The organism is Mesorhizobium sp. M2E.F.Ca.ET.209.01.1.1, assembly GCF_004010375.2.
Lineage (GTDB): Bacteria > Pseudomonadota > Alphaproteobacteria > Rhizobiales > Rhizobiaceae > Mesorhizobium.
This window is the reverse complement of record NZ_SADP02000007.1, coordinates 123211-146664: the sequence shown is the minus strand read 5'-3', so window position 1 is coordinate 146664 and position 23454 is coordinate 123211. Positions and strand designations below refer to the sequence as shown.

The following is a 23454-nucleotide window of genomic DNA, read 5'->3' as shown; positions in this document are numbered from 1 at the left end:
CGTCGCGCGAGGCCGGTGATAACGTTACGTCACATAGGGTCTCAGGGCCGCTGGCTGGGGGTTAGTGTGATTGATCTCGCACTCTGGCTGAATCCTCTGAACGGTGCGAATCCGTCGGGAGAGGACTTGCGCAACGACCCGGCCTTTCATGAGCTGGAGCGCCTGACCGAGCCTCAGATCAAAGTTGTTCATGACGGCAATAGCAAGCCCACCTCGCAATCCAGCCCGGTCGACTGGACGGCCGTGCTGGAAAAAGCCGAGGAATTGCGACCGCGTGGCCGGGATCTGCGCCTGCTGGTCATCGTTGCGCGGGCCCTGGCCAACGAGGAAGGGCTGGCCGGCCTCGCCCAGGGCCTGACGCTGATTGCCAGGACCTTCGAACAGTACTGGGACACGATGCACCCGTCGCTGCGGCCGAGCCCGTCCCCACGCGACGCCGCCTTGCGACGCATCAATGCGCTCCTCGATCTGCAAAACGGCCAGGAGGGCTTGCTGGCGAACCTCAGGCAGGCGGTGTTCTTCTCCCCGCGCGCGATCGGGCCGATCAGTGGCCGGGACCTGGAACAGGCGGCGCTCGACGAACGCGTCATGCTCCAGGAGGCAGCCTCCGGCCTCGGAACCGCCGAAAAGGCGGCGCTGACGAGCGCCCACAACCAGTTGCTGAACCGCGTGCGGACCGGATGCGCGGCGCAGATCGATCAAGCAGCGGACGCGATGACGTCGCTTTTGGCCGACGCGCGTGCCGCGATCGCCGCTCTCGAGGCGGTGGACGTCGCGCTCAACGCCCGCATCGAAGGCAATGGCGCCACCGTCCCGGAATTGAAGAAGTTCCTGCAGCGTTTGCTGACGACGCTGGAGCGGAATTCCAGCGCGGGCACCCAAGTGGCGAATGGTGCCGCGAAAACCTCCCCACAGCCGGCGCAGCCGGCATCGACGCCCGCCCGAAACGGTCATGGAGCCGAGCCGATGGCAAGTGTGGCAAGCCCAGTGGAAGCGAGCGCCGGCCTGCCGGACCGGATCAACTCGCGCGACGAAGTCGTCAAATGCCTGGACCTCGTCGTCGCCTTCTACGACCGCACCGAGCCGTCCAGCCCCATCCCGCATCTCGCCCGGCGGGTGCGCCGGATGGTGCACATGGATTTCGTGGAACTGATGGAAGATCTCGCCCCGTCGGGGCTGAAGGAATTCCGGCTGCTTGCCGGTGTCCCGGATCCCAAGAAGCCGGCCCAGAAGGATGAAAGGTAACAAGCATGCCAGCAGAGAGCAAAGCGAAGGTCATCGAAAGAAACCGCGCGCCGCGCGTGCAGATCGCCTATGACGTTGAAACCTACGGCAGCCCGACGACGATAGAACTGCCGTTCGTCATGGCCGTCATGGCCGACCTTGCCGGCGCTTCACAGACCAAGGAAGCGTCGAAATCGGTCCTCGACCGCAACTTCGTCGAAACCGACGCCAACCGCTTCCCGAAATTCATGGAAGCGATGGGGCCGCGCGTGAAGGCGCGGGTGAAGAACACGCTGCCGCAGGCCGAGGGGCAGGAGCGGGACGAAGAGCTCGCCATCGACCTCACCTTCTCCAAGATGGGCGACTTCGCGCCGGACAAGATCGCCGCGCAGGTCCCGCAGCTGGCCGAGATCCTGAAGATGCGCCGCCAGCTAGAGGAGCTGCTGGGCTTCATGGACGGCCGCGTCGACGCGGAAAAGCGCATTGCGCAGCTTCTGAACAACGAGCCGCTGCTGAGCAAGATCGCCAGCCAGGCGATGGATGACGGCAAGGGCGAGGAGTAAGTCATGGCCGAACAGCAAAAGACCGCAGCCGCCACCGCCGAGGCGGAAGCCATCGATCTCGGCGAATTCAGCGGACTCCTTGAAAAGGATTTCAAGGTCAAGAAGGACGACAGCGAGAAGCTGCAGCAGCTGGTGCGCAATCTGGCATTGGCCGCCCAATCGCGCTCCGAGACCACAACCATCTCGTCCAACGCGATCAAGTCGATCAAGTCGCTGATCGCAGGCATCGACAAGATGCTGACCACGCAGGTCAACGAGATCCTGCATGCGCCCGAAGTGCGCGAGATGGAAGGCACCTGGCGCGGCCTCTGGTACCTGATCAACAACACCGAGACGGATACCAAGCTGAAGATCCGGGTGATGAACATCTCCAAGGAGCAGCTGGCCGACACGCTGGAGGACTATGAAGGCCAGATGTGGGACCAGAGCCCGATCTTCAAGAAGGTCTACACGGACGAGTATTCGATGCTGGGCGGCGAGCCGATCGGCTGCATCATCGGCGCCTACGAATTCTCCAACCATCCGCGCGACGTCGGGCTGCTGCGCAACATTTCCGGCGTCTGCGCCTCGGCCCATACGCCGTTCATCGCCGCTGCCTCGCCGCGGCTGTTCCGCATGGACAGCTGGCAGGAACTGCCCAACCCGCAGGACCTGCAGATGATCGTCAACAACCCGGCCTATGCCTCCTGGCAGTCGCTGCGCGAAAGCGAGGACGCCCGCTATATCGGGCTCACCATGCCGCGGGTTCTGGCGCGCCTGCCCTATGGTTCGGAGACCGTTCCGGTGAAGGGCTTCACCTTCGAGGAGGAGGTGGGCGGAGACCACAACAAATATGTCTGGATGAACGCCGCCTTCCCGATGGGGGTGAACATCAATCGCAGCCACAAGCTCTATGGCTGGGGCACGCAGATCCGCGGCGTCGAGAATGGCGGCACGGTGCTCAACCTGCCGGTGCACGCCTTCCCGACCGACGACGGCTCGATCGCGATGAAATGCCCGACCGAGGTCGCCATCGACGACCGGCGCGAGGCGGAGCTGGCCAAGCTCGGCCTGATGCCGATCCTGCACCGCAAGAACACCGATCTTGCGGCCTTCATCGGCGCGCATTCGCTGCAGGACGACGAGACGCGCGCCGGGCGCCTGGTCGATCCCGACGCGCAGTCGAACGAACGGCTTTCCGCCAACCTGCCCTACCTGTTCCCGGTCTCGCGCTTCGCGCATTATCTCAAGGCGATCGCGCGCGACAAGATCGGCTCGTTCAAGGAACGCACCGACATGGAGATCTGGTTGACCGAATGGATCAACCGGTACGTGCTGGCCAACCCTGCCTTTGCCGACGACAAGGCGCGCGCCAAACGCCCGCTTGCCGCGGCCGAGGTCCAGGTCGACAGCGTCGAAGGCCGGCCCGGCTACTACAATGCCCGTTTCTATCTGCGTCCGCACTACCAGCTGGAAGGCATCAACGCCTCGCTCCGGCTGGTGTCGGAACTGCCGTCGGTGAAGGGCTGAACACGTTAAGCAAAGTCATCTTGTTTCGTAGCGGTGGAGAAAGACAATGCCAGACAGAACCGATGCGCCCTCGACGAAAATCGACGGCTTCCTGAAAGTCCCGGACATCAAGGGCCCGAGCAAACGCGACGGCCATGAAGACGAGATCGAGATCCACGGCGTCGATTACAAGATGATCGCGCCCTACGACCCGAACTCGCTGTCGCGGCGCGGCCGCGTGTCGATGGGCATGATCAAATTCGTCAAGCACTACGACAAGTCGTCGCCCTATCTGAAGAAGGCACTGTTCGAGAACAAGGCGCTCGATGAGGTGGTGTTTTCGGCGCGCCGCACGATCGATGGCGAAACCAGCGACTATCTGGTGGTGACGCTGACCGACGCCTCGATCATGGAATACGACATGCGGCAGGCGCCCGACGAGCCAGACCTGATCGAGGAAGAGGTCAGCTTCGCCTACAAGAAGATCAAGTTCGTCTACAACAAGGACGACGAGATCGAAATGGACGTCTATGTCGGCAAGTGAGGTCAAGCGGCCCGGCGCGAAGGCGCAGCTCGCCGGCAGCTCCCGGGCAAAGCGCGAGGCGGTCCAGCCCTCCCTCTGGGACCGCCTTGTCAACGATTTGCCCGGGCTGACGTCGGAGATCGATGGGCTGCGTCGCCTGCTGGATGAAGAACTCGGCGCCGAGCGCGTCGAGGCTCTTCTTGCCGGCAGCGCCCGGGCCATCGATGCCGATCCCGACCTTACGGCCGAGCAGAAACGGCGACTGCACAGGCTGGTCTTCCAGACCGAGCATCGCGCCGAAATCGAAAGCCGCGGCGTGGTGGTGTCGGCGCGCGTGCTGCGCGAAGCCGTGCGCCGCGACATCGAGGCGCTGTTCAACACCGAGCGCTTCGAGTCCGTGCCGATGCTTTCCGATGCAGAGCACGAACAGCCCTTGGACGAACTGCCGCCGCTCGCCGATTTTCCGGAAGTACGCCGCAGCGTCGTCAATTACGGCGTGCCCTCCTTCTCCGGCCGCTCGTCGCGGGATTTCGACCGCGATACCCTGGCGCGCGAGATCCGCGCGGTGCTCGCCACCTTCGAGCCGCGTCTCAAGGAAAGCGCGACGACCGTGAACGTCACGCTCGGCGACAAGAGCGTCGGCCTCAAGATCGAGATCGACGCGGTGCTGATCATGACGCCGACGCCGGAACGCATGCGGCTGCGCACCACGATCAATCTCGACAACGGCCTGGCGCGAACCGAATTCCGGGAGACCTGAGATGGATCGGGTCTTCGTAGAGTATTACGAAGAAGAACTGACCCACATCCGGGCGCTGGCCGCGGAATTCGCCGACATGCATCCGGCCGTCGCTCGCAATCTTTCCCTCGATACGGTCCCCTGCCCCGACCCCTATGTGGAAAGGCTGCTCGACGGCGTTGCCTTCCTTGCCGCGCGCACGCGGCTGAAGGTCGACGCGGAGCGCTCGCGCTTCTCGCGCGCCGTGCTCGACGTGCTCTATCCGGACCTGGTGACGCCGGCGCCGGCGACGGCGATGGCCGTGCTGAAGCCCGGTCAGCAGGTGCAGTCGATGATCGCCGGCCACGCCGTCGCGCGCGGCACGCGGCTGGTCTCGGGCCTGCATCCGGGACTCTCGACGCGCTCGACCTTCTCCACCGCGCAAGAGGTCACGCTGTGGCCGATCACGATCAATTCGGTCGGCTATTTCCAGGATCGCAGCGCGCTGGCCGCCGCCGGCATCGCGCCGGTCGGCGGCGTGCGCGGCGAGGCGGCGTTCCGCATCGCGCTGGCGCGGACCGGAAAGGGCAAGCTCAGCGAATTGTCGCTCGACCGCCTCGACCTCTATTTCGCCGGACGCGCCAAGGCGCCGCTCATCTTCGACGCGATCTTCGGCGCCTGCTCCGCCGTCGGCGCGCGGGCGGAAGGCAAGACCAATCCGCTCACCGCCCTGCCCGAGCCCGAAATGATCGGCATCCACGACGATGAAGCGCTGATGCCGCGCACCCGCCCGACCTTCGAGGGATACCGGCTGCTGCGCGAATATTTCATGGTCCCGGAGCGCTTCCATTATGTGCGGGTCGCCGGCCTGCAGCCGGTGGTGCGCAAGTGCGATGGTGCAATAGAGATCATCTTCCTGTTCCGGCGGCCGGTGCCGGAGCTCGCTGATGTGACGGCGGCCGATTTCGAGCTGTTCGCGACGCCGATCATCAATCTCTTCGAACGCGAATGCAACGTCGTCGAGATCGATCCGCGCCGGACGCGTCAGGTGCTGCATGCCGACCGCACCCGAGCGCGCGACTTCGAGATCTTCCGCGTCACCCGGGTGGAAGACGCCGACGCCGAAGGCAGCGAAGCGGTCATTCCCGAATTGTTCAGCCTGGGGCAGAACCGCGGCAGCGGCTGGGTCTATTCGACCGAGCGGCGCCCGCGCCGGGCGACGGAGGACGAACGGCGCGAAGGCCTGACCCGCACCTCTTATACCGGCGACGACGTCTTTCTCGCGGTCTCGCGCCCGGCGGGAAGCCCGGCGAACCGGCCGCTCAAGCGGCTCGACGTGATGGCGCTCTGCACCAACCGCGACCTGCCGATCCTCGACGACACGCCGACGCTGACGCTGGAGACCGCCGATCCGGTGGAAGCAGTGCGGCTGCTCGGCGCGCTGCGGCCACCGCAGCCGGCGATCCCGGCAGCGCTGCCGGCAGGCGCCGAAGGCGAATCCCGCGCCGACAATCTCGCCTGGCGGCTGGTGGCGCAGCTCTCGCTCAACTTCCTCAGCCTCGCCAAGGAAGGCCGCGGCGTCGATCCGCTGCACGCGCTGCTCGACCTTTATGCCGACCGCGGCGATCCTGGCCTTGCCCGCAACGTGCATTCGATCACCCGCATCGACTCGCGCCCGGTGATTGAGCGGCTGCAGATCGACGGGCCGATGTGTTTCGGCCGCGGCATTGAGGTGACGCTGCATGTCGACCAGTCGGTGCTGGCGGGCCAGAGCACACTGCTGCTTTCGGCCCTGCTGGCGCGGCTGTTCGCCCGCCATGCGGGCATAAACGGTTTCGTGCGGACCCGCACGCGGTTGCTGCAGAAGCAGGAGGATGTGCCATGGCCGATGACGCCCGGCAATCGCTACCTGATCTAGCGCAACCGGCCCCAACCGAGGCGGAGGCGCTATCGGAGGGATACGACTTCTTCGAGCTGCTGCGCCGGCTGGAGCAGCGGCGCGGCCTGTTCGGGCATTCCGGAACCGCGGAGCGGGAGCCGGCAAGGCTCGGCCAGCATGTGCGCCTGAGCTTCTCGGCCAGGGACGTGGTCAAATTCCAGGGTGCGGGCGACAAGGCTCCGGCGCGGGTGACCGTCGCCAATCTCGGCCTGCTCGGGCCGGAAGGGCCGATGCCGCTGCATCTGACCCGCTGGGTGCTCGACCGGCTGTCGCAGCGCTGGTTCACCGGCGCCGACGCGGAGCAGACCAGCGACACGACCTTCGTCGACTTCGTCAACATCCTGCAGCACCGCATGATCGCACTTTACTATCGCGCCTGGGCAGACGCGCATCCGGCGGTGCAGGTCGAACGTTCGGTCGGCGGGCGCGTGCGCGCCATGCTGGAAGCCATGGCCGGCATCGGCCTGCCCGGAACGCAGGATCCCGAGCTCGACACGGTGCGGCTGCGCCAGGCCGGATCGCTGGCCAACCAGGTCGACGGCGCCGAGCGGCTGACGCTGTTCCTCGCCACCGCCTTCAAGGTGCCGGTTGAGATCAAGGAATTCGTCGCCGCCTGGATCGCCATACCGGTGGCGCTGCAGAGCCGTATCGGCAAGGCCTATGCCTCGCTCGGCAGCGGCGCGACAATCGGCCCGCGCGTCTTCAGCCGGCAGAGCCGGATCGAGTTGCGCGTCGGTCCGCTCAGCCTTGACGACTTCAAGTCGTTCCTGCCTGGCGAGCGGCGCCTTGCCCTGTTCAAGAAGGCGGTGCGCGACATGATCGGCGAAGCGCTCGACGTCGATCTCAGGATCGTGCTGGCGCGGGAGGCGGTGCCACCGCCTAAAATGGGAACCATCCAGCTCGGTCGGACCTCCTGGTTTTCACGCCCCGCCGAAAAGGGGGACGCCGACGATCTGAGATTGCGCACCATCGTCGGCTGGCGGCCCGACATGGCGGAGGCAGCCGCATGAGCCTGCTGCTGACCCTGGAACAAGGCCCGCGCTCGCAGGTGGTCAGGCAGACCCGGCTGGACGAGGGCGAGTTGGTGATCGGCCGCAGCGCCGATGCCGGCTGGCGGATCGACGATCCGGACATGTTCGTCTCGCGCGCCCATTGCAAGATCAGCGGCGGGCGCGACGGCTATTATATCACCGATACGTCGAGCAGCGGATTGTTCATCGACGACTCAGACAGCCCGCTCGGAACCGGCAGGTCGACCCGCCTGCAAAGCGGGATGCGGCTGCGCATGGGCGACTATGTGCTCCATGTCGAGATCCAGCCGGGCGCCGGCCACACCTCGATCGGTCAGGCGCCGATCGTCAACGCCGCGCCGGCATGGTCGTCGCCACAATCGCGGACGCCAGCCAGTATCGGCGGCGACGATTTCTTCTCGGCCAAGGCCGAGGAGGAACCGCAGCGGCCGCGCCCGGCAGGACTGCCCGATCCATTCGAACAGCCTGTGCCCGGAGCCTACGATCGCGCTTCGAACCAGCGCAGCTCGCCGGCTTTCGATGACCCGTTCAGCCTCGATCCGGTGGCGACGCCGGCCTCGAACCAAGAGCCCGCCGCCGGCCGGTCGGACCCGTTCGGCTTTGGCGACATGCCAGCGCGCAACGACATGCCCGAGCCCGCGCCGAAAGCTGCCGGCTTCGACGATTTCAGCTTCGGGCCAGCCGCGACGCCTGCGTCCAGCACCAGCGCCGATGCGGCCGGTCGCCACGAGCGGCCGGCCGAGAAGCCGAAGGCCGCCCGTCCTTGGGAGATACCGGCGCAGGCGTCCGAACCGGCTGCCCCGCCGCCGCGCCCCGTTCCCGCGCCCAAGCCCTCACGTCCGATGCAGCCAGCGCCGAGCGACATGGCACTGCGCGCGGCATTCCTGCGCGGCATGGGCGTCGAGGAGGCCGATTTCCCCGGCCGCGATGCGATCGCCGAAATGGAGAAATTTGGGCGCGAATACAGGCTGATGCTCGACGGCCTGATGCAGCTCCTGCGCAAGCGTGCCGAAGAGAAGGGCAGCGCGCGCGTCGCACAGACAGTGGTCGGGTCTTCGGAAGTCAACCCGCTGAAATTCCTGCCGACGGTCGAGGACGTCATCGTCACCATCATCGCCGAACGCAGTCCCGGCTTTCTCTCCGGCGAGGCGGCAATCGGCGACGCGGTCAAGGACCTTGCGCAACATCATGTGCGCGCCTGGCGCGGCGTGCAGGCAGCACTTCGGCGCATGATCGACCGTTTCGATCCGGCCGCCATCGAGGAAGAGCTCAAGTCCAATTCCGCGATCGGCAATCTGCTCGCCGGCGGGCGCAACGCCAAGCTGTGGGAGCTCTACCAGAAACGCCATCGCGATATCGCCCAGAGCGCGGAATCGAGCTTCCTGGGCGAGATCGGCGCAGACTTCAGGGATGCATATGAAGAGGAGTGAAGCATGATCGACAGACGCGAATTCATCGTTGCCCTCGGCGCCACGGGGCTGCTTGCGGCTTGCCAGAGCGGCCCGCCGAAACCATCGGTGATCTCGGTCAACGTGACCGGCGGCGCCGGCATGAATCCGGGACCGGGTGGCGGCGACCGGCCGGTGACGGTGTTGGTGATGCGGCTTGCCAGCACCGGCAAGTTCAACTCGGCCGATTACTTCGCGCTGCAGGGCGATGCCGGCTCGGCGCTGGGCGCCGACCTGATCGGCTCGGACGCGATCTCGGTGGCGCCGGGCAAGACGGCAGCCAAGACCATCACGGTCGAGCCGAACGCGACGGCGCTGGGCTTTGTCGCGCTGATCCGGGAACCCGGCGGACGCAACTGGCGCACGACCAAGTCGGTTTCGCCAGGGTCGAAATTCACCATCAATGTCAGCCTCGGCAAGGGCGGCATCTCCGCCTAGCGAAGCGCCAACAGGCAGTGCAGAGAGTGGCAGCATGAGCGACGCAAACAGGGTGCTGTGGTCCGAGGGCCTCTTCTTGAGGACCCAGCATTTCCAGCAGCAGGACCGGTTCTTCGAAGGCATGGTGCGCGGCGCCTTGCAGGCCGGCCAGCTCCATACGTTCGGCTTCCAGCAGCTGACGCTCGACCAGTCGCTGCTCGACGCCGGCCAGGTGTCGATCGTGTCCGCCCGGGGCATCTTCCCGGACGGCACGCCCTTCTCCATCCCGGAGCTGATGGATGCGCCTAAACCGCTGCCGGTCACGGCCGACACCGGTGCCGGACCGGTGCTGGTGGCGCTGCCGCTCGAGCCGCCCGGCGGCGTCGGATTCGATCCGGCGCATGCCGCATCGACCGGCGCGCGCTACCACGGCAAGATCGTCCCGGTGCGCGACGCCGTGCAGGGCGGCGCCGATCCGGAAGAGATCGAGATCGCCCGGCCGCAAGCGGTGCTGCTCGCGCCGGGCAAATCGGTCGGCGGCTACACCGCCTTGCCGATCGCCGATATCACGGGCGTGCGCGCCGATGGCGGCGTCTCGCTCGACGAGACGTTCCTGCCGCCGACGCTGATCACCGGCGCCGTGCACTGGTACCGGCAATTGCTGCAGGAGGTCGTCACCGGCCTCGACCAGATCGCCGAAGCGCATGGCAAGATGGTGATGGGCGGGGCCGGCCGCAGCGTCGAGGATCTTCTGATGCTTCACCTCGCCAACGCCGCGCGGCCACGGCTTGCGCATATGCTGGCGCAAGACGTCTTCCATCCGGCCGAGCTCTATCTCGAGCTTGCCGGCCTCGCTGGCGAGATGGCCACCTACGGCTCCAGCTCGCGGCGGCTCGGTGAATTGCCGGCCTACGACCACATGGCGCCGGGCCCCGCCTATATGGCGCTGGCGGACGCCTTGCGCTCGCTCATCCTCAGCCTGCGCTACATCGAGCCGAAGTCGCGCGCGCTGCCGGTGATGCGGCACGCGACCAATGTGTGGAAGGTGCGCATCGACAACCCGAAGCTTCTGGTCGCCAGCCGCATCGTCATCCGCGTCGGCTCCGAGCTTTCGGAAGACGCGCTGCGCAAGATCTTCGTCAACCAAGCGACGGTCGGCTCGGCCGACCAGTTCGAGGGCCTGTGGAAGTCGCGCCTGCCCGGCATTCCGCTGAAGCCACTGCATTCGCAGCCGCGCGAGATCCCCTATGACGGTGACCGGCTGTGCCTGGAGCTCGACCAGAAGAGCGAGCACTGGGCCTCGCTGCTCGACGCCCCCGGCTTCGTCATCGGCGTTTCCGGCGTGCTGCCGAGCGAGCCACAGGTCGACTGCTATTCGGTGAACAGGTGAGGCCATGAGCCGGGATGATCCCTTCGGACTGTCGGAGGATCGCGAGCGCACACGCATCCGGCTGACCGGTGCGGCGCCCCGGCCGATGGCGCCGCTGGCGCCGGGCGCGCCGGTCAAGCGGGCGCGCGCCCATCCCAACATGCTCATCAACATCTTCGCGCCGCTGCTCGAATTCGCGCCGGAGCTCGAAAGCGCGCTGGCGCCTGAGAACCCTGAAGTGATGCGCACGCGCCTGCTCGACGAGCTGGTGCGGGCGCGCGACGCCGCTGTTGCCGCGGGCTCATCGCTGGAGCGCGCCGACCAGGCGGCCTGGGCGGTGGCGGCGCTGCTCGACGACCTCGCGCTCAACACGCCATGGGGCGGCGCCAGCGCGTGGCCGCGCCAGCCGCTGGTGGTCATGCTGCGCGGCGACGTCGATGCCGGCACCCAGTTCTTCACCCGGCTCGACGAGCTGGAGCGGCATCCCAACCGCGACCGCGAGATGCTGGAGCTGCAATATTACTGCCTGGCGCTCGGCTTCCGCGGCAAGTACCGGGTGCCCGGCCGCGCCGGCGACCGGTCGCTCAATGCGGTGCGCGTCGCGGCGGCGCGCTTCCTGCGCAACGCCGACGCCGAGGATTCGCCGCTGTCGCCGAACTGGAAAGGCGTGATCGCCTCCGATGAACCGCAGCGCTTCATCGTGCCGATCTGGGTGATGGCGCTTGCCGCGATTGTCGTCGCCGCGGCTGCCTATGTCGGCCTGTCGATGGGCTTGAGCAGCCAGGCGGTCGAGCTTTCCGCGCTGGTGCGCACGCTGCCGCCGGCCTCGCGCGGCGATGTCACCCGCGCCGCGCCCAAGCAGGATGCCCCCGAACCCGAAGCGCCGCAGCCGGTCGATTTCGCTTTGCTGCCCGAGTTCAAGGCTGAAGCACCGGACGACCTCAAAGGCGCGCTCAGCGGCACCGAGAGCGTCTCGCTGGCGAAGCTCATCATCCAGTCCTCCAATCCCGAGCTGTTCCAGTCGTCGCGGCCGACGCTGACGGAAGGCTACGAGCCGCTGATCGCGTCGATCGCCAAGGTTATCCTCGACAACAAGGAACTGATCGGAAAGATCACCGTCGTCGGCCATACCGATAATGTGCGCCTACAGAAGTCCAACCCGCTGGCCAGCAACCAGCGTCTGTCGGAAGCCCGCGCCGAAACCATAGCCAAGCTTCTGGTGCAGGCCGGCGTGCCGCAGGAGAGCATCTCTTCCGAGGGCCGCGCCGAAACCGATCCGGTAGCCGACAATTCGACTCGGGAAGGCCGCGCGCTCAACCGTCGCGTCGAGGTCCTGGTCGAGAAGAGGCTCTGAGATGTTCATCCTGCGCTTCCTCTGGGCCGTCATCACCTCGCGTTTCCTGTGGACGCTGATCGGCATCGCGCTGCTCTCGCTGCTGATCTGGGTGTTCGGCCCGATCGTCCAGGTCGGCCCTTACGCGCCGTTCGAATCCGACAATGTGCGCATCGCCATCATCGCCGGGCTGATCATCCTGTGGCTGATCTGGCTGATCATCGCGCAGCGCCGGGCGATCCGCGCCAACCGCATGTTCGTCGCCGAGATCGCGGCGCCTGTTCAGGAAAAGCAGCTCACGCCCGGCGAAGAGAGCGTCGCGGCTGTCGGCGCCAAGTTCGGCGAGGTGATGGCCGAGCTCAAGCGGCGCAAGCTCGGCGGTCGGAAATTCCTGCGCGAGATGCCCTGGTATGTGATCGTCGGCCCGCCGGCCACCGGCAAGACCACGGCACTGCGTCAGTCGGGTCTCAATTTCCCGATCGACCTCACCGACGATCTGCAGGGCGTCGGCGGCACGCGCAATTGCGACTGGTTCTTCTCCGAGAACGCGGTGCTGATCGACACCGCCGGCCGCTACGTCCAGCAGGAAAGCCAGCCGGATGTCGACGCGGCGGAGTGGCTGGGCTTTCTCGACCTGTTGAAGAAGCACCGGGGCCGCCGTGCGCTCAACGGCGTCATCGTCGCGCTGTCGATCGACGTGCTGTCGGAAGGCGACGAGGCGATCAAGGCGCATGGCCGCAAAATCCGCCGTCGGCTGGCGGAGCTGAACGATCGGCTGGAGATCCGCCTGCCTGTCTATCTGATGCTGACCAAGGCCGATCTGATCAAAGGCTTCGAAGCCTTCTTCGGCGGCCTGTCGACGACCGCGCGCGAGCAGGTGTGGGGAACGACTTTTCCGCTCGATGCCCGCGTCAACGCCGGCACGATCCAGACGGAACTTGCGAGGCTCGCCGCCGAGCTGGAGCGGCGGCTCGTGCCGCGGCTGGAAGACGAGGACAAGCTCGGCCAGCGCGCCGAAATCTTCCGCTTCCCGGCGCAGCTCGCCAGCCTCTCCGAGCCGATCCAGGTGCTGGTCGAGGCGATGTTCGGCGAAAGCCGCTACGAGGAAGCCGCCTGGCTGCGTGGCCTCTATCTGACCTCGGCGACGCAGGAAGGCGCGCCGATCGACCGGCTGACCGCGGCGCTGTCGTCATCCTTCGGACTGCCGCCGCGCCGCGCCATGCCGGCATCGCGTGTCGAAAAGCGCAGCTTCTTCCTCCGGAACCTTCTTACCGAAGTGATCTTCAAGGAGGCCGGCCTGGGCACATTCGATCCGCTGGCGCAGCGCCGCCGCGCCTGGATCTGGCGCGGGGCCGCCGCCGCCTGCGCGCTCGCGGCGCTGCTCGCCGGCGGGCTGTTCACCTGGTCCTATCTCGACAACCGCAATGCGATCACCGAGCAGGCCGGCCAGTTCGAAGCGCTGCAGCAGCCTCTGACCGACGTCGCCGCCATGCCGGCCGCGGTCGAGCAGCCGACCATGGACGGCGCGCTGGCGGCGATGGATGCCGTGGCGGCGGCCCGCACCGCGCCGCCGGATGCCGTCCACAATCTGCTCGGCCCGACCGCCTCTGCGGAGCTGGTGCGCGCGCAAAGCGACACCTACGAGCATGCCCTGCGCAATGTGCTGGAGCCGCATATGGTCGCGCTGCTGGAGGCCACGATGTGGCGGCAGATCCGCGATCCGGATTTCATGCTCGGCGCGCTGAAGACCTACCGCATGATGACCGGCCTGTCGCAGATGGACACCGATTTCGTGCAGAATTGGTGGGTGAACAGCCTGCCGCAATTCGCGCCCGCGCCGCCCTTCCCGACCGCGGACGCGGAAGAGCACCAGCTTGCCGCGATCCGCCGCATGGCGGTCGACGACAGCTATATCGCCCCGGACAAGGAACTGGTCGCCGAGGCGCTGAAGACGGTGTGCACGATCTCGCTGCCGGAGCGCGCCTACAAGCAACTGCTGGCCGACCCTGAAGTCGCGGCGGTCAAGGAATGGGTGCCGGCGAATTTCGCCGGACCGAACGGCGCAAAGGTGTTCGCGCGCCGCTCCGACAAGACGCTGCGCGTCGGCGTTCCAGGCCCCTACACCTATACGGGCTTCCACGACGCGATCCTCGACCGGGTCGAAGACGTCGCCGGCCAGGCGGCGCTCGACCGCGCCGTGTTTGCCGGCGGCTGCTCGGAGAATTCGGAGACGTCGGTGTCGGCACTCTCCGAGGACATCCTGAAGCTCTATTACGACGACTATATCGCGCAGTGGGATTCCTTCCTGCGCGACATGCGGCTCGCGCCGCTGACGGACCTCAACGTTGCAAGCGAGAACCTCAAGGATCTCTCCAGCGCCGACTCCGCGCTGAAGCGGCTGTTGACGGCCGTGGTGCAGGAGACGGATCTCACCCGCTCCGACGAGGCGCCAGCCGACGACAAGAGCGGCGGCGCCGCCAAGACCGGCTCGAAGCTGCTCAGCAAGCTCGGCAAATTGGGCAAGGTGGTGACCACAGGCGCGAAGCTCCTGCCGCGCGCCGGCTCCGCCAACCAGGTCGATATGACCGGCAGCCTGGTCGCCGACCATTTCAAGCCGCTCAAGGGCACGATCGCCCAGGTCGATGGCCAGCCGCCGGCGCTCGACGCCGCCGTCGTGGCGCTGACGGCGCTGTCCAACGTGCTGCAGACCGTGACCGCCAACCCCGACCCGCAGGATGCGATCAAGAAGCAGGGTGGGCTGGCCGAACTGACCGGAGCGGTCGCGAGGCAGGCGCAGATCCTGCCCTCGCCGATCAACGACTGGCTGGGCGGCATTGCCGGCGACACGAGCGGCCTGTCGCAGAAGGCGGTCACCAATGAGCTCAACGCCATCTGGCGCGCCGACATCCTGCCCTTCTGCCAGGCGGCGCTCAACAACCGCTATCCGTTCAGTCCGGACAGCGCGGTCGACGTCAATGTGCGCGACTTCCAGCGCCTGTTCGGGCCGACCGGCCTGATCGACGCCTTCACCAACGACCATCTGATCAACTATGTCGACACCGCCAGCGAGCCATGGAAATGGCGCGCCGATTTCGGCCTCGATCCGGCGGCGCTGGCAGCCTTCGAGCAGGCACGGCATATCCGCGACGATCTCTTCCCCGGCGGCACCGGACCGGTGATGAATTTCACGCTTGAGCCGAAGGACCTGTCGCCCAACGTGGCGCGGGTGACGCTCAACCTCGATGGCCAGAACATGGTCTACTACAACAACGCGACCCGGCCGCAGCCGATGACATGGCCGGGCAAGGACGGCACCGGCGTGATCTCGCTCGCCTTCCAGCCGGTCGACGGCTCGCCCGAAGTGATGCTCAACGAGACCGGCAGCTGGGCGTGGCTCAGAATGCTGCGCGGCGGCCGCTTCAACCCGACCAAGCTCACCGACGTCTACAGCCTGCGGCTCGGCACCAAGGGGATGTGGGCCGACTTCGAGCTCAAGGCTGCCAGCGTCGAGAACCCCTACACGTTAGAGATGTTCAAGAAGTTCACATGTCCGCCGCAGATCTGATCCTGCCCGGCTTCTACGGCAAGATGCCTGCCGCCGGCGATTTCGTGACGCGGCGGCTGCCGGGCGATTTCGTGCGCCTGTGGGACCGCTGGCTGGCGCAGCACATCGTGCCGCTGTTCGGGCTAGAAACCTGGCCGACAGGCACGGCGCTGCGTCTTTTGGCCGGCCCTGGTTCCTTCGGCGCCTCGGCGGGCATCGTGCTGCAAAGCGCCGACCGGGTCGGCAGGCAATTTCCATTGAGCGTCGTCGCAAGGCTGTCGGAAGCACCCCTCAAGCTGGCTTATGCAGACCCGTGGTTCGAAGGGGTCGAGAATGCGGCGCTGGCCGCGCAACGCGGAGAGCTGACGCCCGACGAACTCGACGCGGCGCTGGCCGCCCTGCCCGTTCCGCTTGTCGAGGATGAGCGCGATGTCATCGACGATCTCGTCATGTGGACGGCGCATACGGATATTTTCGACATCGATCCTCAGGCGCCGCAAGCGACGCTGGAGCAGATCTTCGCCGCGAGTTGGGAGACCAGCTGATGCAGATCTGGAACCAGATGGGCTATCCGCACCAGTTCACCATGGGCATGGACAAGGCCGGCCACGAATGGCTGGTGGTGGTGGTGAAGGGCACCTTCGATTTTCCGACGAAGCCGGGCGGACTGGTGCAGAAATCGGCCGAGCAGGTGCCGCTGGTGATGGCCGACACGCACACCGGCGTGCCGGGCTATTCGGCGACGCTGTGGGAGACGGATTTCGCCTTCCGCAAGCCGCGCTGCGATGTCATCGCCAACGGCTGCGCCTATGCGCCGGGAGGGCGCCCGGCCGAGCGCGTGCCGGTTGGCATCAAGGTCGGCAACTGGTCGAAGCTTTTCGAAGTCGTCGGCCATCGCGAATGGCGCGCCATCGGACCGGTGTTCGGCGCGACAGCGCCGCAGCCCTTCCTGAAGCTGCCTATCTCCTACGATGTCGCCTGGGGTGGCGTCGACCGGCTCGACCCCGAGGATGAGCTTCCCGCCAGCTACAAGCACAACCCCGTCGGCACCGGCTGGTCGCGGACAAGGAACCAGCGCCTCATCCCCGGCCTTCGATTGCCGAACACGCAGGCGGCCAACGAAGAAATCCGTTCGCCCTTCGGCGACTACAAGCCGATGAGCTTCGGGCCGATGGGACGCGCCTGGCCGGGCCGCATCGAATATGGCGGCACCTACGACCAGAACTGGATCGACAACATCTTCCCGTTCCTGCCGGCCGACTTCGACGAGCGCTACTTCCAGATGGCGCCGCCCGACCAGCAGATCGAGGCTCCACGGGGCGGCGAGGACGTCGTCCTGGTCAACCTGACGCCGGAGGGGCGCATGAGCTTCCGGCTACCGTCCACGGCGCTGCCGATGCGGCTCTTCAAAAGCAGGCTCACCGCCTTCGAGGGCGATGTCTATCCGGACACCATCCTGTTCGAGCCAGAGGTAGGACGTTTTTCGATGGTCTGGCGCGTCTCGTGTCGTATCGAGCGCACTGTGCTCGATTTCACCGAATGCTGGATTGGCGCACCTACGGAATCGATGATCCATGCGCACAAGACAGGCCGCATCTTCATACGGGCCAACGGCACCGCGCCAGACGAGGACGAGGAGGACGCCGCTTGAACGGGACGATCGACATCGCCTCGGTTGGGATGGTGACATCTGTGGGGCTGGACGCTCCCGCGTCCTGCGCCGCTATGCGCGCGCGGCTCGATGGTTTTCGCGAGACCCGTTTCACGGGTGCGCGGGGTGAACCCCTCATCGGCGCCCCGGTGCCGCTTCCTCGAGACTGGGTCGGTGAGCGCAGGATCGCGCATCTCGCCGCCGGAGCGATATCGGAAGCCCTAAGCGGAGCGCGCATTGCCGGAGAGCAGACGGCGCTCATCCTGTGCCTAGCCGAGGAAGGCCGTTCCGGAAGGCCGGTCCGCGATGCTTCCAGGCTGCTGAGGAAGATCGCCGACATCGTTGAAATCGCTCCCCATGTCAAATCGCGAATCATCAGTTACGGCAGGCCGTCAGGCCATGTCGCGCTCGAGCAGGCGCGCCGCCTGATCTCCTCGGCCCAGGTGGCCAATGTCGTGATCGCTGGCGTCGACAGCTACCTCACGTCGCGCACGGTCCGGCACTATCTCGACCAGAGTCGCCTGTTGACCAAGTTCAATCCGAACGGTTTCATCCCCGGAGAGGCGGCCGCCGCCGTACTGTGCACGAAGCCGGGGCAAGGCACCCTCACCCTGCTTGGGCTCGGTCTGGCACGCGAACCGGCCACCATCTACAACAAGCAGGATCTCCCGCTTCGCGGCGAGGGCATGGCCGCGGCATACGGCCTTGCGCTCAGAGAATCGCGCTTCGCGATGGTTGGGATCGGCTACCGAATATCGGATCTGATCGGCGAGCAGTACTGGTTCAAGCAAACAGCTCTTGCATTCCTGCGTCACATGCGTGGCCACGTGGATTTCCAGGACCTCTGGTCTCCAGGCGAGTCGATCGGAAATATAGGGGCCGCTGTCGTACCGACAATGATCGGCATGGCGTTCACGGCGGCAAGGAAGGGTTATGCCGCAGGAAATCCGGTACTGATCGAAGCGTCGAATGACGAGGGCGCTTGCGGCGCCGCCGTAGTGGCATCGAGGCTGAATTAAGATGTCCAACGTCTTTGCCAATGGATTGGAAATCTCCGGCAAGGCTGTCGACGCCAAGACGATTGCCGCTTTCCCCGACACCTGCTTCACGCCACCCGAAAACCCGGCGACACCGCCCGGCGTTCCTGTGCCCTATCCGAGTTTCGGCTTCGCCTCCGACACAGAGGACGGCACCGGGACGGTCAAGATTGGCGGCCAGACGATAAACATCAAGAACAAGTCCGACCTTACGAAGACGTCCGGAACGGAAGCCGGCTGTGCAGCGAAGAAAGGCATCATCACCTCCAACAACACAGGGAAAGAATACTTCAATTCCTGGTCGCCGAACGTGAAGGCCGATGGCGAGCCGGTGATAAGGTTCACCGACCTAGCGACGAACAATCACGGCTCGGCGGCGAATACGCCGCCATGGCTGCACGTGTGCAAGGCCAATCCCGGATGGACCCCGACCTGTCAGAAACTGTATGAAGACTACCTCTTTATGTACAAGCCAAACAAATGCGCCAAGGGCTACGAGCCACATCATATCATAGACAATTGCGCGTTCGTGCGGGCCGGCGCGCGTGCCTCGACCAAGAAGTCCTTCAAGTCGGCGAAGAAGATGGCGGCGCGCGTCTGGAAGAAGCTCAAGAACATCTTCCAGTCGGGCAGCCCGCATCCAGGGCGAAACTACAATGAGGACGACGCCCCCTGCATCTGCCTGAAGGACAACATGGACCATGGCGAGCAGCACAAAGTCGCGCATGACGTCACCCGGGCGGAAGCCAAGAAGGCCAACGTAAAGGCGAAGGGAGGAAAATGGAAATACAGCCAGGCGCGGGCCGCCGGGGTCAAATCGGTAAAGAAAGCCGCCAACCTGACCGACGCCCAAGCCGAGTGCATCAAGATAGTGCTCGATTCCTATTATAAAGACCAGATGGGCTGCACCGACAGCACCGAAGTCGGCGGGCCTGAGACCAGCGCTCCCACCGCGACGTCCTTCGCCACGGGCCATGGCGGCAACGCCAATGTCAGCGCTGTACCGTCTTGACGCGGATATATCCGCGAGGAGGTAAGCTATGAAGTACCAGACACCTGGCGGATTGTACCCGACCTGCATCGCGCTGCATGAGGCCGGCGCTTATATTATCGCCCACCCGATCGGCGACGGCCCGATCGACGCGGATCGAACGCTACTGTTTGCCGTGCAAAACGATGTCGCTACGCTGATCCGGGACTTCGGCATCGAAATCACCGGGATTGCGTGGCTCGACGGCTCGCTGTTCGCGGTGGACGGCTATTCAGGCCTCTACCGGTTGCGCGACGGCGATTGGAGAGACCTGCCGGATGTCGGCGATCCGGTGCCCCGCATAAACGCCCTGCGCGTCGTCGGCGGCCAGCTTCACGGCCTGACGTCGGAGGGCGTCATCTGTCTTTGGCAGGACCCGGCCTGGATCGAGATCACACCCAATGACGACGACACATATCTGTTCGACCTTGCCCTCGAGGGAACCGGCAAGATGATGGCCACCGGCGACAACGGCTTCTTGGCCTATGTAGTCAACGGTGGCTTTCAACAGATCGATGTGCCGACAAATGCAAGCCTGACATCGGTGTTCGCGCTGTCCAGGGACACGATTCTGGTGACCGGGTGGAACGCCACCGCCTTGATGGGCAGTGCCGACCAGCTCACGCAACTCGATGTCGAGGGCCGCACGGAGACGTTGATGAACACGGTCCGCTGGGAGAACAGGATCCTTATCGCGGCAAACGAAGAGATCCTCGAATTGAAAGGCACGACCTTGTCGGTTTTCGGGACTACGCCTGCGATCAGGCTGACATGTGACGGAAACCAATTATGGAAGCAGTACGGGCGCGGCGTCGACAGATACGAGAACGGCCGCTGGGTCAACGTGCCGCTTGTCGCCAATATCTGATTGGCCCGTCCGCGATTGGCCGCGCCGAATCAGGTGCCGGGTGCCGAACGAAGGTAAGTCCGCACCCTGTCGAGATCGAGATCGAGGATGCCAGGCGGCTCCACCACCGACAGCATTCTGAGCACGAAGAGCTCGCCTTGCTCCGGGAATTCGTCATAGCGTTCCTTGGCGATCCTGAGGCCTTCCTCGCCGGCGACGCGCAGCCCGTCGAGATGCGCCTCGAGGCGTTCGATCAGCCGGGCAATCCTGACCTCGTCAAGTTCAGGGTTCTCTTCGGGATGCAGGAGGTGGCGGTCGTAGACAGACCAGAGGAACGCTGCCATCTCCGCGTGTTGGCGAACGATCTTTTCCAAGACGAACTTACTCAATTGAGATTCACCGAGCCCCCGCGGATGTTGTTTGTGACACTGGCGTGGCTGGTGACGTAAGTGCCGCGGATGGTGATGTGGCCGTCCTTCTCCATCACGATGGCCGCCTTGCCGCAACGCAGCTCGACGCGTTCCTTGCCGACTATCCTGACGGTCTCCCCATCGCGCACGACGAGTGCCCCGCTATCGGGCCGGCTTGGTTCAACGATCCGGCCGACGATCAGCGGGTGGGCGGGATCCCCGTCCTGGAACAGCAGCGCGACCTCGGTCCCGATCATGCCGGCCGACAGATCGGTCAAAGTACGCGCCGGCACGGCAGCCTCGTTCGGGTTTCCGGGGAAGACGACGAGCGGAGCGTCATCTCCGAATCCGAGGAACACGCCGATCACCACGCCGTCGATACGATCAATGACCTTCGCCATACCGGGCCTCAATTCTGCTTGATCTCGGAGCCCTTCATCGTGATGTCGCTGGAGGCCTTCACGTTCACGCTGCCCGATGCCTTCACGATGATGTCCTTGCCGCTGATGGTGATCTCGCCGTCCTTCTTGAGAGTGATGGACGACGAGCCGCAATGGAAGATGATCTGCTCACCAGCGGTGATGGTCATGCCCTTGGCAACTTTTATGAGACCATCCTCGCCAATATCGAGCATATCCTTCTTGGCGACCTTGGTGCTGCGCGCGCCTCCGATCTCGGTCGAATCGTCGGCTCCGACCTTGGCGCCGCGCTCCTTGGCGATTTCGGTGCTGTGCGCCCCGCCGATCTTGAAGACTTGATCGGCACCGGTCTGCACGGTCTGATCCGCCGAAATCTCCCAGGTATCGCTGGCACCGATCGTATGGCTCTGGCCCGCGCCGACGGTTACAGATCGCGTGGCGCCTATATCGTTCATCTGGGGGCCGCCGACGCTGCGCTGCTCGGCCGCGCCAACTGTGTCGATACGGGCCGCGCCGACCGTGACGGTCTGCACCAGGCTGACGGTCTGCGAATGGTTCTGGCCGATCGTTTCGGTGGAATTGGCGCCGATGCTGATCGTCTCGTTGGCGCCCACCGTCAGCGATCGGTCCTTGCCCACCGTCTCGGTGTCGTTCGACCCAATATTGGTGGTCTGGTCGACGCCGATCTTGACCGTCTTGTTGTTGCCGACGTCCTCGTCGAGGTTGTGGCCGACGGAATGCTTGGCGTCGTGGTCGATGCGGTCGGACTGGTCGTGCTGGACCGTCTTGTTGCGGTCGTGCTTGATCAGCAGGTGGTGGTCTTTCTGCGCCTGGAAATTGACCAGCTCGGAGCCGGCCTTGTCCTCGAACATCAGCTCGTTGTAACCGCCGCCGCCCTTCGAGGAGTTCGACTTCCAGCCCGACTGCGTGGCGTTGCCCGGCAGCCCGTAGGGCGGCATCTGCGAGGCGTTGTAGACGCGGCCGGTGATGATCGGCAGGTCCGGATCGCCCTCGATGAAGTCGACGATGACCTCCTGGCCTATGCGCGGGATCTGGATGAAGCCCCAGTTGCTGCCGGCCCAGGTCTGCGAGACGCGCACGAAGCAGGAAGAATTCTGGTCCTTCTTGCCGAGCCGGTCCCAGTGGAACTGCACCTTCACCCGCGCATATTTGTCGGTGAAGATCTCCTCGCCCGAGGGGCCGACGACGGTTGCGGTCTGCGGGCCGCGCATGATCGGCCGCGGCGTGATGCGAGGCGGCCGGTAGGGCAATTTGGTCGGCGCCACGCCCAGCACCACCTTGAAATTCTCGCTGTGGGCCTCGTTCTGGGTCCGGTAGCCCGGATCGAACAGCCGGTATTCGGCGCTGACCACCAGATAGTCTTGGTTCTGGTCGTCGCGCGGGAAGCTCTCCAGCGTGAACTTGCAGCCGGAAAATAGGCCGCGCACCGTGCCAACCGCCGTGCTGTGCTGGTGCACGGACTGAAGCTCCTCGCGGCGGATCCCGGCGATCTTGTCACCCCGGCCGACATCGAGATGCGCGCCCGGCTGGCGATAGTTTTCGCCCGAGGCTTCCTTATGGGCGAAAGGCTGGGCGGATTTCGCCATCAGATCGGCACCGGGCTTCTCGAAATCATAGTCGGTGTGGGCATAGGCGCCGGGCCGAACCGCGCTGCCAGGTATCCATTCGGTGATGTATTCGACATCGCGCCGCGAGGCCTGGCCCTCGAAATTGTAAAGCACCTTCTCGTAACCGGGCGCCGGCTTCAGCTTGCTCATCGCGTCACAGAGGATGAGCGTATGCTTGCCCTCGTCATGCTCGAAGAAATAGAAAATGCCTTCGTGCTCGAGCAGCCGCTGCACGAAATCGAGATCGCTCTCGTCATATTGCACGCAATATTCGCGCTGGGGATAGGAGCCCTGCAGCCGCTTCTCGAATTTGGCGATGCCGTATTTCGAGAAGATCTTCTCGACGATCTCCACCGCCGTCATGTTCTGGAAGATGCGGCAATCCGTGGTGTTGCCGAGGAACCAGAGCCATGGCCTGACGGTCGCCTCGTAGAAAGCCAGCCGGTCCTCGATGCGCGTCAGCTTGAAATCCGAAACAAGGCCACTGAACCAGCGCTTCGGGTCGGATTCGCCTTCGACCGAAACGACCCCGCCCAGCATCTTCAACGGGTCGATGTCGTGATTCTTCGAGACGAAGCCGACCGTGTATGCGAAACAGCGGCTGATCTCATCGCGGCCGATGAGATGGGTGAAGGTCAGGTCGGCGCCAGCCGGCGTCTGTACAACCGTGGCACGTTCGTTCGGCATGGGTCGTGCCCCTCCTCGACGCGGCCGCCAGTGTGATGGTTTGAAGCCCCCGCTCTATTAACTGCATCACGTTCGGGAGCGTTCAAGTTCACCGCGCCGTATCCGCTTCAGCCTAGCACATGTTTGAGGGAGGCCAAATAATAGCGAT

General features: G+C 65.1%; 20 protein-coding genes. 17 read left to right on the top strand and 3 right to left on the bottom strand.

All coding sequences use genetic code 11. The features are described from left to right. The first annotated feature begins 66 nt into the window (after positions 1-66). Genes tssA through EN852_RS15340 form a run of 17 tightly spaced genes read left to right on the top strand, consistent with a single transcriptional unit; the run spans position 67 to position 20183 of the window. Positions 67-1245: a type VI secretion system protein TssA gene (gene tssA / locus EN852_RS15420; RefSeq protein ID WP_127875994.1), complete on the top strand. Its 1179-nt coding sequence runs from the start codon at positions 67-69 to the stop codon at positions 1243-1245. A 5-nt stretch (positions 1246-1250) separates the two neighbouring features. Next, positions 1251-1787: a type VI secretion system contractile sheath small subunit gene (gene tssB / locus EN852_RS15415; RefSeq protein WP_127875995.1), complete on the top strand. Its 537-nt coding sequence runs from the start codon at positions 1251-1253 to the stop codon at positions 1785-1787. Positions 1788-1790: 3 nt separating this feature from the next. Then, entirely contained in the window at positions 1791-3296 is a 1506-nt protein-coding gene (tssC, locus tag EN852_RS15410) for a type VI secretion system contractile sheath large subunit (RefSeq protein WP_010910844.1), read from the top strand. A gap of 46 nt (positions 3297-3342) precedes the next feature. After that, entirely contained in the window at positions 3343-3819 is a 477-nt protein-coding gene (locus EN852_RS15405; protein WP_127868516.1) for an Hcp family type VI secretion system effector, read from the top strand. Then, positions 3806-4558: a type VI secretion system baseplate subunit TssE gene (tssE, locus tag EN852_RS15400; protein ID WP_127875996.1), complete on the top strand. Its 753-nt coding sequence runs from the start codon at positions 3806-3808 to the stop codon at positions 4556-4558. The genes EN852_RS15405 and tssE overlap by 14 nt, the downstream gene beginning before the upstream one ends. Position 4559: 1 nt before the next feature. After that, positions 4560-6434, top strand: a complete 1875-nt coding sequence (tssF, locus tag EN852_RS15395) for a type VI secretion system baseplate subunit TssF (RefSeq protein WP_127875997.1) — start codon at positions 4560-4562, stop codon at positions 6432-6434. After that, entirely contained in the window at positions 6398-7465 is a 1068-nt protein-coding gene (gene tssG, locus EN852_RS15390) for a type VI secretion system baseplate subunit TssG (RefSeq protein WP_127875998.1), read from the top strand. Before tssF ends, tssG begins: the two co-directional genes overlap by 37 nt. Next, positions 7462-8916: a type VI secretion system-associated FHA domain protein TagH gene (gene tagH, locus EN852_RS15385; protein ID WP_127875999.1), complete on the top strand. Its 1455-nt coding sequence runs from the start codon at positions 7462-7464 to the stop codon at positions 8914-8916. The genes tssG and tagH overlap by 4 nt, the downstream gene beginning before the upstream one ends. Before the next feature lie 3 nt (positions 8917-8919). Then, the gene (tssJ, locus tag EN852_RS15380) at positions 8920-9372 is read left to right on the top strand and encodes a type VI secretion system lipoprotein TssJ (RefSeq protein ID WP_040985738.1); all 453 of its coding nucleotides are present in this window, start codon (positions 8920-8922) and stop codon (positions 9370-9372) included. A 34-nt stretch (positions 9373-9406) separates the two neighbouring features. Then, on the top strand, positions 9407-10741 hold the full coding sequence (gene tssK / locus EN852_RS15375) for a type VI secretion system baseplate subunit TssK (RefSeq protein WP_127876000.1): 1335 nt from the start codon (positions 9407-9409) through the stop codon (positions 10739-10741). 4 nt (positions 10742-10745) lie between these two features. Next, on the top strand, positions 10746-12074 hold the full coding sequence (gene tssL, locus EN852_RS15370; RefSeq protein ID WP_127876001.1) for a type VI secretion system protein TssL, long form: 1329 nt from the start codon (positions 10746-10748) through the stop codon (positions 12072-12074). Between the two features lies 1 nt (position 12075). Further along, positions 12076-15618 (top strand): type VI secretion system membrane subunit TssM, encoded by a 3543-nt coding sequence (tssM, locus tag EN852_RS15365; protein ID WP_127876002.1) that lies wholly within the window; start codon positions 12076-12078, stop codon positions 15616-15618. Further along, positions 15600-16142 carry a type VI secretion system-associated protein TagF gene (gene tagF / locus EN852_RS15360; RefSeq protein WP_189545981.1) on the top strand — a complete coding sequence of 181 codons (543 nt, stop codon included), beginning with the start codon at positions 15600-15602 and terminating at the stop codon, positions 16140-16142. Before tssM ends, tagF begins: the two co-directional genes overlap by 19 nt. Next, on the top strand, positions 16142-17248 hold the full coding sequence (locus EN852_RS15355) for a DUF2169 domain-containing protein (protein WP_127876003.1): 1107 nt from the start codon (positions 16142-16144) through the stop codon (positions 17246-17248). The genes tagF and EN852_RS15355 overlap by 1 nt, the downstream gene beginning before the upstream one ends. Next, positions 17245-18267 carry a 3-oxoacyl-ACP synthase gene (locus EN852_RS15350; protein ID WP_127876004.1) on the top strand — a complete coding sequence of 341 codons (1023 nt, stop codon included), beginning with the start codon at positions 17245-17247 and terminating at the stop codon, positions 18265-18267. Before EN852_RS15355 ends, EN852_RS15350 begins: the two co-directional genes overlap by 4 nt. Before the next feature lies 1 nt (position 18268). Next, entirely contained in the window at positions 18269-19297 is a 1029-nt protein-coding gene (locus tag EN852_RS15345; protein WP_127876005.1) for a PAAR-like domain-containing protein, read from the top strand. A 28-nt stretch (positions 19298-19325) separates the two neighbouring features. Then, a complete protein-coding gene (locus EN852_RS15340; RefSeq protein ID WP_127876006.1) occupies positions 19326-20183 on the top strand; it encodes a hypothetical protein in 858 nt (285 codons plus the stop codon). A 29-nt stretch (positions 20184-20212) separates the two neighbouring features. Here the strand turns inward: EN852_RS15340 and EN852_RS15335 are convergent, their stop codons facing one another. Genes EN852_RS15335 through tssI form a run of 3 tightly spaced genes read right to left on the bottom strand, consistent with a single transcriptional unit; the run spans position 20213 to position 23306 of the window. After that, positions 20213-20506: a hypothetical protein gene (locus EN852_RS15335; RefSeq protein WP_127876107.1), complete on the bottom strand. Its 294-nt coding sequence runs from the start codon at positions 20504-20506 to the stop codon at positions 20213-20215. Positions 20507-20547: 41 nt separating this feature from the next. Then, positions 20548-20973: a DUF6484 domain-containing protein gene (locus tag EN852_RS15330; protein WP_127876007.1), complete on the bottom strand. Its 426-nt coding sequence runs from the start codon at positions 20971-20973 to the stop codon at positions 20548-20550. Between the two features lie 8 nt (positions 20974-20981). Next, the gene (tssI, locus tag EN852_RS15325; protein ID WP_127876008.1) at positions 20982-23306 is read right to left on the bottom strand and encodes a type VI secretion system tip protein VgrG; all 2325 of its coding nucleotides are present in this window, start codon (positions 23304-23306) and stop codon (positions 20982-20984) included. Positions 23307-23454 lie beyond the last annotated feature (148 nt).

Coding starts and splice junctions, on each gene's coding strand:
- tssB (WP_127875995.1), top strand. CDS start 1,251: ATGCCAGCAGAGAGCAAAGCGAAGGTCATCGAAAGAAACCGCGCGCCG.
- tssC (WP_010910844.1), top strand. CDS start 1,791: ATGGCCGAACAGCAAAAGACCGCAGCCGCCACCGCCGAGGCGGAAGCC.
- EN852_RS15405 (WP_127868516.1), top strand. CDS start 3,343: ATGCCAGACAGAACCGATGCGCCCTCGACGAAAATCGACGGCTTCCTG.
- tssE (WP_127875996.1), top strand. CDS start 3,806: ATGTCGGCAAGTGAGGTCAAGCGGCCCGGCGCGAAGGCGCAGCTCGCC.
- tssF (WP_127875997.1), top strand. CDS start 4,560: ATGGATCGGGTCTTCGTAGAGTATTACGAAGAAGAACTGACCCACATC.
- tssG (WP_127875998.1), top strand. CDS start 6,398: ATGGCCGATGACGCCCGGCAATCGCTACCTGATCTAGCGCAACCGGCC.
- tagH (WP_127875999.1), top strand. CDS start 7,462: ATGAGCCTGCTGCTGACCCTGGAACAAGGCCCGCGCTCGCAGGTGGTC.
- tssJ (WP_040985738.1), top strand. CDS start 8,920: ATGATCGACAGACGCGAATTCATCGTTGCCCTCGGCGCCACGGGGCTG.
- tssK (WP_127876000.1), top strand. CDS start 9,407: ATGAGCGACGCAAACAGGGTGCTGTGGTCCGAGGGCCTCTTCTTGAGG.
- tssL (WP_127876001.1), top strand. CDS start 10,746: ATGAGCCGGGATGATCCCTTCGGACTGTCGGAGGATCGCGAGCGCACA.
- tssM (WP_127876002.1), top strand. CDS start 12,076: ATGTTCATCCTGCGCTTCCTCTGGGCCGTCATCACCTCGCGTTTCCTG.
- tagF (WP_189545981.1), top strand. CDS start 15,600: ATGTCCGCCGCAGATCTGATCCTGCCCGGCTTCTACGGCAAGATGCCT.
- EN852_RS15355 (WP_127876003.1), top strand. CDS start 16,142: ATGCAGATCTGGAACCAGATGGGCTATCCGCACCAGTTCACCATGGGC.
- EN852_RS15345 (WP_127876005.1), top strand. CDS start 18,269: ATGTCCAACGTCTTTGCCAATGGATTGGAAATCTCCGGCAAGGCTGTC.
- EN852_RS15340 (WP_127876006.1), top strand. CDS start 19,326: ATGAAGTACCAGACACCTGGCGGATTGTACCCGACCTGCATCGCGCTG.
- EN852_RS15335 (WP_127876107.1), bottom strand. CDS start 20,506: ATGGCAGCGTTCCTCTGGTCTGTCTACGACCGCCACCTCCTGCATCCC.
- EN852_RS15330 (WP_127876007.1), bottom strand. CDS start 20,973: ATGGCGAAGGTCATTGATCGTATCGACGGCGTGGTGATCGGCGTGTTC.
- tssI (WP_127876008.1), bottom strand. CDS start 23,306: ATGCCGAACGAACGTGCCACGGTTGTACAGACGCCGGCTGGCGCCGAC.